The sequence below is a fragment of the Actinomycetospora sp. TBRC 11914 genome (assembly GCF_012933465.1).
Lineage (GTDB): Bacteria > Actinomycetota > Actinomycetes > Mycobacteriales > Pseudonocardiaceae > Actinomycetospora.
The window spans coordinates 49,483-63,243 of record NZ_JABBND010000015.1 but is presented as its reverse complement, the minus strand read 5'-3'; the positions used below and the strand labels follow the sequence as shown (position 1 = coordinate 63,243).

Below are 13,761 nucleotides of genomic sequence, written 5' to 3'. Positions count from 1 at the left end.
TCCTACAACGGCAGAGGCAAACACGCCGCGTCGTCGGAATCGATCGAGATGGCGCCGTCGACGCACTCAGCAGAACGATCTTGCATCGTCGCAGGTCAACGACGTGGGCCGAGGTCTGCCTCGTCATCGGAAGTGCGCAACCGATCCAGGGCGATGGCCATGTGCAACAACCGCGCGCCGCGCGCGTCGGAGGCCTGGGCGCCGGTGAGGTCGGCCACTCGACGCAGCCGGTACCGGACGGTGTTGGGGTGGACGAACAGCGAACGCGCGCAGGCCTCGAGGACCCCGGCGTGCTCCAGGTAGGACTCCACGGTCTCGACCAGCGAGCCGCCGGCCTCCCGCAGCGGGCGGGCCACCTCGCGCACGAGCTGCTCGACCGCGGCCGCGTCCCCGGCGAGCACCCGCTCCGGGAGCAGCTCGTCGGCCGAGACCGGACGGGGCGCGCCGGGCCAGGCGACGACGGCCCGGTGCCCGGCGAGCGCCCGCCCGGCCGAGCGGTGCGCGTCGAGCAGCCCGGCGACGACGGGTCCGGCGACGACGGGCCCCGGGCCGAAGGCGTCGGCGAGGGCGAGGGCGGCCTTCGACTCGCCGCGGGTGAGGTCGGCCAGCCGGTGGTCGCGGGCGTCCTCGGCACCTCCGTCGGCACCCCCGTCACCACCGCCGTCGCCGTCGTCCGCCTCCGGGCGCTCCCCGCCGCCCCGGGCCTCGTCGAGCGACATGATCATGACGAGGTGGGAGCCGTGGGCGCCGAGGAGCACCGAGACGCCCGCGCGGTAGGCGGCGCGCCGCACCCCGTGCAGCGGGTCCGGACCCTCGCCGTCGCCCTCGCGCGGCGGGTCGCCGACGAGCACGACGGCCCGCGCCGCCGGGTCCCACCCCAGGGCCGAGGCGCGGGAGAGCAGGGCGCCCTCGGAGTCGCGGTCGGCGCGCACCACGGCGTCGACGACGAGGGCCTCGAGCCGCGCGTCCCAGGCGCCCCGCGACTCGGCGGCCGACGCGTACACGGTCGCCGCGGCGAAGGCCACCTCGCGGCCGAAGCGCAGGACCGAGGCCACCAGGGTCGCGCGCTCGCTGCGGCTGCCGGCGAGGGCGGGGATGCGCTCCTCGAACACCTCGGTGGCGATGCGAACGAGCTCGACGGTCTGGCGCAGCGTCATCCGGCGGGCGAGGTCGGGCGGGGCGCTGCGGAACGCCTCGGCGGTGAGCCGCGGGGTGGCGTCGGGGTCGCGGAGCCAGGTGACGAAGTTGGCCGCGCCGAGCTGGGTGACCATCAGGACACCGGCGCGCTGGTCGGCGGTCAGCCGGGAGAACCACGGCAGCCGCGCCGACATCTCGGCCACGCCCGCCCCGGCCACCCCGCCGGTCGCGAGCTCCAGACGGCGCACCGTGGCCTCGGAGACCGACCGCTCCCGGGTCCCCGCCATCGCGGACCTCCCTCGAGGTGTCAGCGGTGTCGCATCGCAGACGTTGAGTGTCCGCATCTCCACACTCATCCGCGATCGATCGGCCCCACACGAGAAACGGGGCCCCGGCCGGCGAACCGGCCGGGGCCCCGCCCCGTGTGACGTGTGCGCTGCTACAGCGGCGTGACCTGAACGGCCTGCAGGCCCTTCTGGCCCTGCTCGACGTCGAACGAGACGCGCTGACCCTCGTCCAGCGTCCGGAAACCGCGAGACTGGATCGCCGAGTAGTGGACGAAGACGTCAGCGCCACCACCGTCGGGAGCGAGGAAGCCGAAGCCCTTCTCGCTGTTGAACCACTTGACGGTGCCTTCTGCCATTCCTGCTCCTCATACCGATGTCCCGGGGGTTGCTTCCTGCCCCCAGCCTTCAAGCCGCCGCCGGAGCGATGTACTCCAACCGCCGGACCCGCCGGGCGCCCCGTTGGCTACGAGGAGGACCGTGCGGTCGGCGACAGCCTAGCGGCATCCCCTGCCCCTGGGGCCAGCCCCGAGTGCGGAAAAGTCTCGGGCAGGTCACGGCTGTCGCGTGATCGCTCAGGCGACCCCGCTGTCGGACTCCTGCGGCCCCGCGGCCTGCGGGTCGTCGACCTGGTAGCGCCGCGCCGCGTCGCGGACGGTCGAGTGGTCGACCTCGCCGCGGCGCGCCAGCGCCGCCAGGACCGCCACCACGACGTTCTCCGCGTCGACCCCGAAGTGCCGCCGGGTGGCCGGCCGGGTGTCGGAGAGACCGAAGCCGTCGGTGCCCAGCGTCGTGTAGTCGCCGGGCACCCAGGGGCGGATGAGGTCGGGCACGGCGCGCATCCAGTCCGACACCGCGACCACGGGGCCGGCCGCCTCCGCGAGCGCCGTCGTCACGTAGGGCGTGCGGGGGTCGTCGTCGGGGTGGGCCTGGTTGTGCTGCTCGCACGCGACGCCGTCGCGGCGCAGCTCGCCGTAGGACGTCGCCGACCACAGGTCGGCCTGCACGCCCCACTCGCGCGCCAGCATGTCCTGCGCCTTCTGGGCCCACGGCATCGCGACGCCGGAGGCGAGGATCTGGGCGCGGGGCCCCGGGCCACCGGGGGCCTGGGCGTAGCGGTAGAGCCCGCGGAGCAGGCCGTCGACGTCGAGGCCGTCCGGCTCGGCGGGCTGGCGGTAGGGCTCGTTGTAGACGGTCAGGTAGTACATGACGTTGGGGTCGCGGCCGGGCTCGACCGGCGGCTCGCCCGCCGCCCCGTTGCTCGACTCGCCGTACATCCGCTCGAGCCCGTCGCGCACGATGTGGCCGATCTCGAACGCGAACGCCGGGTCGTAGGCGACGACGCCGGGGTTGGTCGCCGCGAGCAGCAGCGAGTGGCCGTCGTTGTGCTGCAGGCCCTCGCCGACCAGGGTCGTGCGACCCGCCGTCGCCCCCAGCAGGAACCCGCGCGCCATCTGGTCGGCGGCCGCCCAGATCCCGTCCCCGGTGCGCTGGAAGCCGAACATCGAGTAGAAGATGTAGATCGGGATCATCGTCTCGCCGTGGGTGGCGTACGACGTGCCGACGGCGGTGAACGAGGCGACCGACCCGGCCTCGTTGATGCCCTCGTGCAGCAGCTGGCCGGTCTCCGACTCCCGGTAGGCCAGGAGCTGGTCGGCGTCGACCGACGTGTAGAGCTGGCCCTGCGGGTTGTAGATCTTGAGGTTCGAGAAGAACGAGTCCATCCCGAAGGTGCGGGCCTCGTCGGGGATGATCGGGATGACCCGCTTGCCGATCTCGTCGTCGCGGGTGAGCTCCTTGACCAGCCGGACGAAGGCCATCGTCGTGGCGATCTCCTGCTTGCCCGAGCCGCGCCGCACGACGTCGTAGACCTTGTCGCCGGGGAGCACGAGCGGCTTGCTGCGCAGCCGGCGCTCGGGCAGCGGGCCGCCGAGCTGGCGGCGTCGGTCAAGCATGTACTCGATCTCCGGCGCGTCCTTGCCGGGGTGGTAGTAGGGCGGCAGGTAGGGGTCGCGCTCGAGCTCGGCGTCGCTGATCGGCACGCGGACCTCGTCGCGGAAGGTCTTGAGGTCCTCCAGGGTCAGCTTCTTCATCTGGTGGGTCGCGTTGCGTCCCTCGAAGTGCGGCCCGAGCGTGTAGCCCTTGATCGACTTGGCGAGGATGACCGTCGGGCGGCCCTCGTGCTCGAGCGCGGCCTGGTAGGCCGCGTAGACCTTGCGGTAGTCGTGCGCGCCGCGCTTGAGGTTCCAGACGTCGTCGTCGGACATGTCCTTGACGAGGTCCTTGGTGCGCGGGTCGCGCCCGAAGAAGTGCTCGCGGACGTAGGCGCCGTCGTTGGCCTTGTAGGTCTGGAAGTCGCCGTCGGGCGTGGTGTTCATGAGGTTGATCAGGGCGCCGTCGCGGTCGGCGTGCAGCAGCCGGTCCCACTCCCGGCCCCAGATCACCTTGACGACGTTCCAGCCGGCGCCGCGGAAGAACGACTCCAGCTCCTGGATGACCTTGCCGTTGCCGTGCACCGGCCCGTCGAGACGCTGCAGGTTGCAGTTGATGACGAAGGTCAGGTTGTCCAGGCCCTCGGCCGCGGCGACGTGGATGGCGCCGCGGGACTCCGGCTCGTCCATCTCGCCGTCGCCGAGGAACGCCCAGGTGTGCTGCTGGGAGGTGTCCTTGATCCCGCGGTTGGACAGGTAGCGGTCGAACCGTGCCTGGAAGATCGCGTTGATCGGGCCGAGGCCCATCGAGACCGTGGGGTGCTCCCAGAACCACGGCATCAGCCGCGGGTGCGGGTACGACGGCAGCCCGCCGCCCGGGCCGGCGTGGGACAGCTCCTGGCGGAACCCGTCGAGGTGCTCGGCGCCTAGGCGGCCCTCGAGGAAGGCGCGGGCGTAGATGCCGGGGGAGGCGTGGCCCTGGATGTAGACGTGGTCGCCGCCGCCGGGGTGGTCCTTGCCGCGGAAGAACCAGTTGAAGCCCACTTCGTACAACGACGCCGCCGACGCGTAGGTGGAGATGTGCCCGCCGACCCCGACGCCGGGCCGCTGCGCCCGGTGGACCATCGTCGCGGCGTTCCAGCGGATCCACGCGCGGTAACGGCGCTCGGTCTCCTCGTCGCCCGGGAACCACGGCTCCTGGTCGGTGGGGATGGTGTTGACGTAGTCGGTGGAGAACAGGCTCGGCACCGCCACGCGGCGCTCCCGGGCGCGCTGGAGCAGCTGCAGCATGAGGAAGCGGGCGCGCTGCTGGCCCGCGGAGTCGAGGACCTGGTCGAACGACTCGATCCACTCCGCGGTCTCGTCCGGGTCGATGTCCGGCAGGTGCGACGAGAGGCCGTCACGGATGACGTGGACCCGCGGGGTGTTCTCGGTGTTCGGGGAGTCGTTCGTGGTCGACAACTGCTGCTGCTCCTCGTCGCGTGGGTCCGACGGTGTGCTCCGGCCGACCCGCTCGCCGGTGGCGTGCGGGCGTTCGGAACCGATTCTGCCCAAGGGGTCTCCCCAGGTGGGGGTCATCGTCGTCCCCCGGGGCGTCGCCGTCATCTCTACCCGCGAGTAGCAGCGGCAGCGGCCGGTCGGCGGGACACCGCTGGGCGGTCGGGGGCGCGCGTCGTACCGTCCGCTCCGCGTGCCGCGTGGCTGGTTGCGCGCGACTGCGCGGGCGTGTTCGCTGTGCGTGATTGGCGGGCATCACACCGAGGGTCCGCAGCTGGCACCGAGGAGGGACGAGAGACGTGGTCGCGGCCGCGGGGGACACCGACGGCAGCCGGAACGACGTGGCCGGCAAGCTCGGGATCGAGCCGGGGATGATCGTCCAGGAAGTGGGATGGGACTCGGACGTCGACAACGAGGTCCGCGAGGCGATCGAGGACCGGTCCGGTGAGGACCTCCTCGACGAGGACGCCCAGGAGGTCGTCGACCTCGTCGTCCTGTGGTGGCGCGAGGGGGACGGCGACCTCGTCGACACCCTCATGGACGTGCGCTCACCCCTCGACGAGAACGGCGTGGTCTGGGTCCTGACGCCCAAGACCGGCTACGACGGGCACGTCGAGCCCTCCGAGATCGCCGAGGCGGCGCCGACGGCGGGCCTCTCCCAGACCTCCAACGTCAACGTCTCCGACGGCTGGGTCGGCACCCGGCTCGTCGCGCCGAAGGCGGGAGGGCGGCAGCGCCGGTGAGGGCGTGCCGGGTGGGCGGATCGCTAGGGTGAGCCCCGACCCGCTCGGTCCCCACCGAAGGAGACGTACCCCATGACGGTCGAGGTCGGCCAGAAGGCCCCCGGCTTCACGCTCAAGAACCAGGACGGCGCGGAGGTCTCGCTCTCCGACTTCGCCGGCAAGCAGGCCGTCCTCCTGGTGTTCTACCCCTTCGCGTTCTCCGGCATCTGCACCGGGGAGCTGTGCTCGGCGCGCGACGACATCGGCGCGTTCCAGAACGACGACGTCCAGCTCCTCGGTATCTCCGTGGACACCACCTGGTCGCTCAAGGCCTGGGCGAACCAGGAGGGCTACAGCTTCCCGCTGCTCTCGGACTTCTGGCCGCACGGCGCGGTCGCCGAGAGCTACGGGGTGTTCTCCTCCGACCTCGGCTTCGCCTTCCGTGGCACGTTCCTGATCGACAAGGACGGCGTCGTCCGCTTCGCCGAGCACAACGGCCCCGGCGACGCCCGCAACCAGCAGAGCTGGAAGGACGCCATCGAGGAGCTCAAGGCCTCGGCGTGACGGCTCCGTAATGCGCATGCGTGTCCGCGGGTGGACGCGGACACTCGTGCGCATTCCGGGCGCGTAGCTCAGCGGAAGAGCACCGGCCTTACAAGCCGTCGGTCGCAGGTTCGAATCCTGCCGCGCCCACACCGGTCAGCGCCCGGTCGACGCTCCGGCTCCGCTCCCGCGCCGGACGCCGTGGAGTTGCGAGGACCGCGAGTGCTCCCTCGCGACCGAGTCGCCGGGACCCGGTCGCGCCGCAGCACTTCCTCGTGGTCGCAGCGGCACCACGCGGTTCCGCTGGACCGCACGTGCCCGAGGTGAGAGAGGTCGACCCGCGAGGTGGGCCCCCGGCGCCACCGGGTACTCGTGGTAAGTGAACCCAGACCGGCGTCCCGACGCCTCCGCCGACCCTGCGGAGACGTCCTCCCCGATGCCGGAAGGGCCGTCGTGCCGGTGCTGGCCGGAGCCACGCGACGGCGACCCGGCCTGGGTCCGCGAGAAGCTGGCCGCCGAGCCGGCCGCGTTGCGCACCCTGCGGGGACGGATGCGCTCCTGGGTCGTCACCGCGGAGCTCGGCGACGATCTGGCGGAGTCGATCGTCCTCGTGGTCGACGAGGCCGTGACCAACGCGGTGGAGCACGCCTGCCCCGATCGGGAGTGCCACGTCGAGCTCGTCGCCGGACCCCGCGCCTGCGGTGGGGGCGTCGCCGTGCTCGTGGCCGACGACGGGGCCTGGCTGCCTCCGGGCGATCCCGGCTACCGGGGGCGCGGGGTGACGCTGATGGCCCAGCTCGCCGACCGGGCCAGCCTCGAGGCGACCGACCAGGGCACCACCGTGCGGTTGTGCTGGGGCGCCCCCGCACCCGCCCCCACCGACTGAGCGGGGCGGGCCCGGCCGGCCGCGGTGTCGGGCGGACGTTTCCCCGGTCAGGCCGACCGGGGCATGATGGCGGGTCATCCATCGTCGAACCCGGGATGACCAGCAGTGACGAGGTATGGGCGCGGTCGGCACCGTCGCGGTGAGAGCGACGGCCTGGACCATCCTGCGCTCTTCTACGCCGACGACGAGGCCTACCTCGCGGGGACCGTCCCCTTCCTGCGGGGGGCCGTGGAGTCCGGGCTCCCGGCGATGATGGCGGCACCCCCACACCGGCTCGACCTCGTCCGCTCGGCTCTGGGGCCGGTGGCCTCGGACGTCGTGTTCCACGACATGACGGTCGCGGGGCGCAACCCTGGCCGCATTATCGGCGGAGTCCTGCGGGCCTTCGCGGACGTGCACGCCGACCGCGCCGGGGTGCGCATCGTGGGCGAGCCGATCTGGGCGGGGCGCAGCCGCGAGGAATACGCCGCCGCCGTCCAGCACGAGGCGCTGATCAACGTCGCGCTCGCCGACCGCGCCGTCGAGGTCCTCTGTCCGTACGACACCGCCGCGCTCGCCCCGGCGGTGATCGACGACGCGGTCCGCACCCACCCGGTCGTGGTCGAGCGCGGGGTGACGACGGACAGCCCGTCGTACGCCGACCCGGTCGAGCTCGCCCGGAGGTACAGCGGGCCGCTCGAGGAACCGACCGCGATCGGCGAGGCGCTGGTGTTCGCCGCACCGTCCGGTCCCCGGGCGGTGCGGACGGCGGTCGCCGAGCACGCGGCGCGTGCGGGCCTCGCGCCGGACCGCGTGGCCGACCTGGCCCTGGCCGCCTTCGAGGTCGCGGTCAACACCGTGCTGCACACCGGCGGGCGGGGACTGCTCGCGGTGTGGACCCGGGAACCGGGCACGGCGTCCGGCTGGGAGGCCGACGAGCCGCCGGCCGTCGTGTGCGAGGTCCAGGACGGCGGCTGGATCCCCGACCCCCTCGTCGGGCGCCACCGCGGTGATCCCGTCGGGCGGGGCTACGGCCTCCGACTGGTCCACGAGCTGTGCGACCTCGTCCGGGTCCACACCGACCCCGCGCTCGGCACGACGGTGCGCATGACCATGTACCTCGAGCCCTGACGTCAGGACGTCGGGGAACCCGCGACGATGCCCCGCGTGGGGCTGCTGCTCCGTGACGAGGGGTGCCGGCTCGACCGAGCCCTCGTCGACGACCCCGCCGACCGGCCGGCCGAGCGGGCCGTCGAGGTGGGTCCGCCGCGCGGCACGATGGGTGGGGCGGCGGAGGCGGGCGACGGTGGGAAGGGGGCCAGTCCCGCCGCCGGAGGGCCCGGCGCCAGTGGGGCCGGCGCCGGTGCCGCCGGGCCCGGTGCGGCCGAGGCCGCCGGGGCCGACGCCGACTCCGTCAGCCCGAGCCCCAGGACGAGGGCCGCCGCCGCGGCGAGCAGGGCGACGCTGGACGTGAGCGCGGCGACGGCCCAGCGTCGCCTCGGCCGTCGGGGGCCGTGCGTCGCGCTCGGCGCGGTGACCACGGCGAGCTGGACGGTGCCCGGGAACCGCCCGTGATCGGGGACCTCGCGCAGTCGCCGTGCGCCGTCCATGGCAGCACCCCCGGTCAGGTTCGGTGGCGCCCACCGTCCGTCGTCGACGTCCTCGCCGCAAGCAGCGCCGCGAACGCCGTGGCCACCGCGCTCCCGGGCCGCAGGCGCGGAGCCCCCGGCACCGTCGTCGGATGGCCCGTGACCTCCGTTCCCGATCTCGGGACCAACGGCCGTGCCGCGGTCGCCGGGAGGCTTCCAGGATCACCGTCGCTCGAGGGGAGGGGACGGTCGGTGCGCTGTCCACGGTCGAGGTCGGTGTTCGCTGCCGCGGTGGTGGTGGGCGTGCTCGCGCTCGCTCCCTCGGCCCTGGCGAGCTCGACCGGTCCGCCGCCGGTCGGACAACCCCCGTCCCCGACCGTCGCCCCGGCGGCCACAGCGGCCCCGTCCGTCGTGGGCCTCAGTGCGGTCTTCGACAACGGGATGCGGGCCGTGGGCAGTGGCATCGTGCTCACGGCGACGGGGGAGGTCCTCACCTGCGACCATGTGATCGACCACGCCAGGACGGTCACCGCGACGTCGAGCGCCACCGGCCGGAGCTACCCCGCGACGCTGGTCGGCCTGGACCGCACCACCGACGCTGCAGTGATCCAGCTGCACGACGCGCCCGACCTCCCCACGGCCTCCGGACTCCAGCCGGCCCCACGGGGGACCGCGTCGCCCGTGGCGGGCGAGGACGTCACGGCGGTCACCAGCGGCGGTCCGGGCGTCGGCGCGCCGACGGTGACCCCGGGGAAGGTGACCGCCCTTGACCAGAGCATCACCCTCACCGACAGCGCGGGCGGCACCCATCGGCTCGACGGCCTCATCGAGTTCCACGCCGCTCTTCGCCGTGGTGACTCGGGCAGCGCCCTGGTGAACGACCGGGGCGAGGTCGTCGGGATGATCGTGGCGGCGTCCCACGACCCGGCCGAGGCGCTGGGTGCGGCCGTCCCGATCGACCGGGCCGTGGCGGCCGGCGGCTGAGGATCGACCGCCGGTCCACGACGGCGACGCCGGGCCTCCCCGCGACCCCGGGAGGAGTGCGGGGAGACCCTCGACGTCGCCCCTTCCAGGGGCTACCCGTTCGAGCCGCAGACCGGCCAGGCCCCCATGCCCTGGCTGGCCGCGACCCGCTCGGCGACCTGGATCTGCTGGTCGCGGCTGGCGGCGGCCGGGCTGCCGGTGCCGCCGAAGGCCTGCCACGTGGAGTCGGTGAACTGCAGACCGCCCTGGAAGCCGTTGCCGGTGTCGGCCGCCCAGTTGCCGCTGCTCTCGCACTGGGCGATCGCGTCCCAGTCGGTGGCCGAGGCGGTCCCGGCCGAGAGCGCCAGCGGGGTCGCCGCGAGCGCCCCCACCAGGCTCAGCTGGGCCGCCCGCCGGAAGACGACGCGCGCCAGTGACTCATCGGGATGACGATGCATGACCTCTCGCTCGCCCCGCGCCCCACGGACCTCGGGGTGGGTGAATCCCCGCGGCGGGCGCTCGACCGGTTCCACGCGGTCGACCCGCCGGGCACCCAACGGGCGCCGGGTCCTGCTCACGCCTGCCCGGTCGCGTACCTCTCCGAATGGGACTCCCGGGATCGCTGGGCAGGCGTCGGGCGCGGCGACCCCGGGGCGGTGTTCGGCCACCTCTCGGACGGCCGCCGCAATGAGAACCGTACGGAGCCTCCGCGCGGTTTCAACTCGGTCTCGTGACGGTTGCGACAGATCTTCGAACGGTCCGGAGATCCCGGTTGCGAGCTGTCCGTGCAGCGCAGCGCGCCTCCGCGTCGTCACCGATCCGTGACGCGTCGTGGGCCGGGGAAATCTGCGATGTGGTACCACTCACGGATTTCTCGACGTCGGCGGCGCACCGCCCAGACGTGTTCGGTCGAGTTCGTTGCGGCAGGCGGTGGGCACGTCCGTCGAAGCTCTTCGGAGCAGGTCCGGATGCCCGTCCTCACGGTGCGGGCGCAGCTGTCGGTGGATCTCGACCTGCTCCGACCGGCCCAGAAGAAAGGCTCGTCGGCTCAGGAGTCGAGAACGGACATCGACGATCGGGAATTGTCGGCGAAACGCCGTCTCCGCGTCATCGGACATTCCGTGGACGCGTTGTACGTTCCGACGGTGAATCGTGTGATCGGGGTCATCATCGTGATCCTGGTGCTCTTCTGGATCATTTCCGCGCCGAGGAGCGCCGCGGCGACGGTCGATGCGATCTTCGCCGGGCTCGCGTCGATCGCGCACTCCATCATCGTCTTCGTGGAGAACCTGTTCTCCTGAGCCGGGGCGCCAGGAACGTGCGGTGTCTGGCGTGTTCACGCCCCGACCGGCGACGTCAGCGGCGGGTGGCGAAGGCTCCGGCGCCGGCGAGCAGGTCGGACGCCACCGGCAGCCCGGCGAAGGCGTGGGCGACGTCGGCCGGGGTGGCGACGCGGTGGGCGTTGGTGGTGACGTACGCGCGCACGGCGGCGTCGAACGGCCCGGCGCCGACGCGGCGGCGGGCGGCGAGCAGGGCCGCGGCGCCCTGGACGTAGACCCCGCTGTAGTACGCGCCCGGGCCGCGGCCGGACCAGGCGCCCATCGGGTCGCCGAGCCCGCCGCGCAGGGCCCGGGGCACGCTGCCGAGCCGGTACTCGCCGGGCGAGTCGTCGACGACGGCCTGCGCGTAGGTCGCGAAGCCCTCGTCGAGCCACGGGTCGCGCGCCTGGTCGTTGCCGACCAGCCCGTAGAACCACTGGTGGGCCAGCTCGTGCGCGGCCAGCTCGGGCACGTCCTTCGTCCCGAGGTCGCCGAACTGCAGCGCGCCCGGGTACTCGATGCCCGACGTCAGCGGCGGCACGATGACCACCCAGAGGTCGGCGTAGGGGGACGGGCCGAGCAGCTGCTCGAGCCGTCCGAGCGTCCCGTCGATCTCCTGGGCCCACCGCTGGGGGTCGGCGCGCGTCCCGGACGCCGGGGTGAACAGGTGCAGCCGGGCGCCGGCCACGTCGCGCTCCTGGACCCGGTAGGCCCCGACGGCGACCGACACGTCCCGGACCGCGTCGGCGTGGAAGACGTGCGCCGTCGTCCCGGCCTGCGGCCCGGGAACCGGGACGTCAGCGCGCCCGGTCCCCGAGACTTCCGCCCTGGTGGGGGCGATGACGCGCAGGGCGTCGAGGCGGAAGTCCTCGCTCGTGGCGGTCTCGCTGGGGATCGTGACGGCGTCGTCGCGGATCCAGCCCTGTCCCCGGACCCAGGCCAGCAGCGGGAAGCCGGAGCCGAACCACGCGGTCCCGGTCGCGGGGGAGGTGCCCATGCGTTCGTCGGAGTCCGCCCCGAGACGGAGGGCGAAACCGAGCTCCGCCCGGACGCTCTGCCCCGCGGGGACGCAGCCCGGCAACGGCAGCTCGACGAGCGTGCCCGGTGCACCGGGTGGCGCGCCGGCCGGGCTCATGACCGGCGCGCTGGTGCGCCCCTGCACCGTCGCCCCGGTGACGACGAGCGCATTCCCCTGTCCCGCGGTGCTCGGCATGTTCGGCCAGGCCCGGAACACCAGCTCGCACACCGGGAGATCGGGCGTGAACACCACCGTCTCGTGCCCGGTGGCGCTGCTCAGGTCGGGGGCCATGTCGAAGGTCAGGTCGACGACCGGACGTTGTGGCCACGGCGCGGCGGGGTTCGGCCCCGGGGCAGCCGGCGGGGCGGCGTGCGGTGGGGCGGCGTGCGGTGGGGCGGCGGTGCACGCGGCGAGCACCGTCAGCACCGCGATGAACGTCGTGAGCAGCGCGGCGCAGCAGGGTCCTCGGGGCCTGGACGTCACGGTGTGGTGCTCACGGCGTGCTCCTCCCCGGTCAGGGAACACAACCACCGACGTACGACGGTGGCCGGAGGTTCCCTGTCGAGACGGCCTTGTGACCTCCTGGGGCACACCAGGGTCGCTGAACGCACGACCGAGGACACGAGACGCTCGCCCGCGCGCCACGACCTGGGGGAGGCACGCCGGGGGCGTTGCCCGGGGGTCCGCTCGGGTCGACCCTGATCAGGGCTCCCACGGACGTTCATCGAGGAGGCAACCGGCCATGGACCACGACGTGGAGAGCCTGGCTCGGAAGGACCTCGACGACATGAACCGCGGCGACATGGACGCCGTGCGCGATGCGAGGGATCCACATGAGTACGTCTACGAGCAGAGCGGGGACGTCCGTGTCGAGGGGCGCGACGCCGCGCTGGAGTGGTTCCGGCAGTGGCGAGCCGCGTTTCCCGACCTGAACGGGGAACTGCTGCGGTCGGTGGCCGCGGGCGACACCGTGGTCTCCGAGATCCGGTGGACCGGATTCCACCGTGGCGCGCTGCCCGAGGCGGCCGGTGGAGCCGCCGCGACCGGGCGCGGGATCTCCGCCCTGGGCACGATGTGGCAGACCTACCGGGACGGGAAGCTGATCGCCGAACGGAACCACTTCGACGGGATGCTGATCCTGACGCAGCTCGGTCTGATGGCACCTCCGCCGGCGTGACCCGGGTTCAGTCCGCGTTGTCGTCCTGCCGACCCGGCGGGGCGATGAGGTAGTTGTGGATCTCGGAGACCCGCACCTCGGGAGGTGCGATCCCGAGGTGCTCCAGGACGGGCGCCAGGCGTTCCCGGACGAAGCGGTCGAAGGCCTCGGGGGACTCCCAGACGTCGAGGCCGCGGAACCCGTCCTCGGTCACCGTCACGCAGTGGAACAGGCACCCGGGCTCGGACGCGCCGCCCGGGACGAAGTCGAGCCGGGTGAGCAGGTCGTCGTACGTCTCCGTCGTGACCCCGCGGAACGTCGTCTCGATCGCGGTCGCCATCTCGCGGCCTCCGTCCACCCGTCCTGTCGGCACGGACCAGCGTGGTCGCCGCAGCGCCGGTGGACCAGAGGCCTTCGGCCCGGGACCGTCAGGAGGTCAGCCGGCGGCGGTTCGACACCACCCGCCGGTGCACCGGTGCGACGATCCGTCCCACCAGCTTCGCGGTGTCCTTCGGCGGCGTGGTCACCGCCGCCGTGGCCACCTGGCCGAAGACGTCGACCTTCTCCCGGACCATCCGCGTGAGCTCCCGACGATCCCGGGCGCTCGGGGGCCAGCCGCCGACCGCCAGTCGTACGGTCCGGTGGGCGATCACCACCGGCGCCGAGACGGAGATCTCGACGAGCTGGAGCCACGGTCGTACCCAGCCGGCAGCGGAATGTCGTGTCTTGGCCACCGA

Annotated in this window: 14 protein-coding genes, 1 tRNA gene and 1 pseudogene; 9 read left to right on the top strand and 7 right to left on the bottom strand. The window is 73.4% G+C overall.

Going from position 1 to position 13,761, the window contains the following annotated elements; translation table 11 throughout:
- Positions 1 to 95: 95 nt before the first annotated feature.
- The 3 genes from HH311_RS21455 to aceE all read right to left on the bottom strand — a co-directional run bounded on the left by HH311_RS21455 (position 96) and on the right by aceE (position 4,813).
- Positions 96 to 1,424, bottom strand: coding sequence for a CdaR family transcriptional regulator (locus tag HH311_RS21455; RefSeq protein WP_169185732.1), 1,329 nt, complete (start codon positions 1,422 to 1,424; stop codon positions 96 to 98).
- A 152-nt stretch (positions 1,425 to 1,576) separates the two neighbouring features.
- A complete protein-coding gene (locus HH311_RS21450) occupies positions 1,577 to 1,780 on the bottom strand; it encodes a cold-shock protein (RefSeq protein WP_018331418.1) in 204 nt (67 codons plus the stop codon).
- Positions 1,781 to 1,996: 216 nt separating this feature from the next.
- A complete protein-coding gene (gene aceE, locus HH311_RS21445) occupies positions 1,997 to 4,813 on the bottom strand; it encodes a pyruvate dehydrogenase (acetyl-transferring), homodimeric type (protein WP_169185731.1) in 2,817 nt (938 codons plus the stop codon).
- Between the two features lie 335 nt (positions 4,814 to 5,148).
- On the opposite strand from aceE, the gene HH311_RS21440 reads away from it, so the two are divergent.
- From HH311_RS21440 to HH311_RS21410, 7 genes are all read left to right on the top strand, one after another.
- The gene (locus tag HH311_RS21440; protein WP_169185730.1) at positions 5,149 to 5,592 is read left to right on the top strand and encodes a DUF3052 domain-containing protein; all 444 of its coding nucleotides are present in this window, start codon (positions 5,149 to 5,151) and stop codon (positions 5,590 to 5,592) included.
- Between the two features lie 72 nt (positions 5,593 to 5,664).
- Entirely contained in the window at positions 5,665 to 6,135 is a 471-nt protein-coding gene (locus HH311_RS21435) for a peroxiredoxin (RefSeq protein ID WP_169185729.1), read from the top strand.
- Between the two features lie 57 nt (positions 6,136 to 6,192).
- Positions 6,193 to 6,264: transfer RNA gene (locus tag HH311_RS21430), tRNA-Val, on the top strand.
- 286 nt (positions 6,265 to 6,550) lie between these two features.
- Positions 6,551 to 7,000 carry an ATP-binding protein gene (locus HH311_RS21425; RefSeq protein ID WP_169185728.1) on the top strand — a complete coding sequence of 150 codons (450 nt, stop codon included), beginning with the start codon at positions 6,551 to 6,553 and terminating at the stop codon, positions 6,998 to 7,000.
- A gap of 105 nt (positions 7,001 to 7,105) precedes the next feature.
- Positions 7,106 to 8,110, top strand: a complete 1,005-nt coding sequence (locus HH311_RS21420) for a sensor histidine kinase (RefSeq protein ID WP_312030305.1) — start codon at positions 7,106 to 7,108, stop codon at positions 8,108 to 8,110.
- A gap of 36 nt (positions 8,111 to 8,146) precedes the next feature.
- Complete coding sequence (locus tag HH311_RS21415; protein ID WP_169185727.1) at positions 8,147 to 8,554, top strand: hypothetical protein; 408 nt, start codon at positions 8,147 to 8,149, stop codon at positions 8,552 to 8,554.
- Between the two features lie 290 nt (positions 8,555 to 8,844).
- Entirely contained in the window at positions 8,845 to 9,552 is a 708-nt protein-coding gene (locus tag HH311_RS21410; protein WP_169185726.1) for a S1C family serine protease, read from the top strand.
- Between the two features lie 95 nt (positions 9,553 to 9,647).
- Here HH311_RS21410 and HH311_RS21405 read toward each other — a convergent pair.
- A pseudogene (locus HH311_RS21405) lies at positions 9,648 to 9,989 on the bottom strand (transglycosylase family protein); the annotation flags it as partial.
- Between the two features lie 510 nt (positions 9,990 to 10,499).
- Between HH311_RS21405 and HH311_RS21400 the strand changes: the two are divergent.
- Positions 10,500 to 10,832, top strand: a complete 333-nt coding sequence (locus HH311_RS21400) for a hypothetical protein (protein WP_169185680.1) — start codon at positions 10,500 to 10,502, stop codon at positions 10,830 to 10,832.
- Between the two features lie 55 nt (positions 10,833 to 10,887).
- Here HH311_RS21400 and HH311_RS21395 read toward each other — a convergent pair whose 3' ends face one another.
- Positions 10,888 to 12,351: a M1 family aminopeptidase gene (locus HH311_RS21395; protein ID WP_169185724.1), complete on the bottom strand. Its 1,464-nt coding sequence runs from the start codon at positions 12,349 to 12,351 to the stop codon at positions 10,888 to 10,890.
- A 259-nt stretch (positions 12,352 to 12,610) separates the two neighbouring features.
- Between HH311_RS21395 and HH311_RS21390 the strand changes: the two genes are divergently transcribed.
- Positions 12,611 to 13,045: an ester cyclase gene (locus HH311_RS21390; RefSeq protein ID WP_169185723.1), complete on the top strand. Its 435-nt coding sequence runs from the start codon at positions 12,611 to 12,613 to the stop codon at positions 13,043 to 13,045.
- Positions 13,046 to 13,052: 7 nt separating this feature from the next.
- Here the strand turns inward: HH311_RS21390 and HH311_RS21385 are convergent, their stop codons facing one another.
- Positions 13,053 to 13,364, bottom strand: coding sequence for a hypothetical protein (locus tag HH311_RS21385; protein WP_169185722.1), 312 nt, complete (start codon positions 13,362 to 13,364; stop codon positions 13,053 to 13,055).
- A gap of 88 nt (positions 13,365 to 13,452) precedes the next feature.
- Positions 13,453 to 13,758, bottom strand: coding sequence for a hypothetical protein (locus HH311_RS21380; protein WP_169185721.1), 306 nt, complete (start codon positions 13,756 to 13,758; stop codon positions 13,453 to 13,455).
- Positions 13,759 to 13,761: the final 3 nt, after the last annotated feature.

What these genes read in the sequence shown, in the direction of transcription:
- HH311_RS21390 (WP_169185723.1), top strand. Translation starts at nt 12,611, where the DNA reads ATGGACCACGACGTGGAGAGCCTGGCTCGGAAGGACCTCGACGACATG.
- HH311_RS21450 (WP_018331418.1), bottom strand. Translation starts at nt 1,780, where the DNA reads ATGGCAGAAGGCACCGTCAAGTGGTTCAACAGCGAGAAGGGCTTCGGC.
- HH311_RS21385 (WP_169185722.1), bottom strand. Translation starts at nt 13,364, where the DNA reads ATGGCGACCGCGATCGAGACGACGTTCCGCGGGGTCACGACGGAGACG.
- HH311_RS21455 (WP_169185732.1), bottom strand. Translation starts at nt 1,424, where the DNA reads ATGGCGGGGACCCGGGAGCGGTCGGTCTCCGAGGCCACGGTGCGCCGT.
- HH311_RS21435 (WP_169185729.1), top strand. Translation starts at nt 5,665, where the DNA reads ATGACGGTCGAGGTCGGCCAGAAGGCCCCCGGCTTCACGCTCAAGAAC.
- HH311_RS21425 (WP_169185728.1), top strand. Translation starts at nt 6,551, where the DNA reads ATGCCGGAAGGGCCGTCGTGCCGGTGCTGGCCGGAGCCACGCGACGGC.
- HH311_RS21400 (WP_169185680.1), top strand. Translation starts at nt 10,500, where the DNA reads ATGCCCGTCCTCACGGTGCGGGCGCAGCTGTCGGTGGATCTCGACCTG.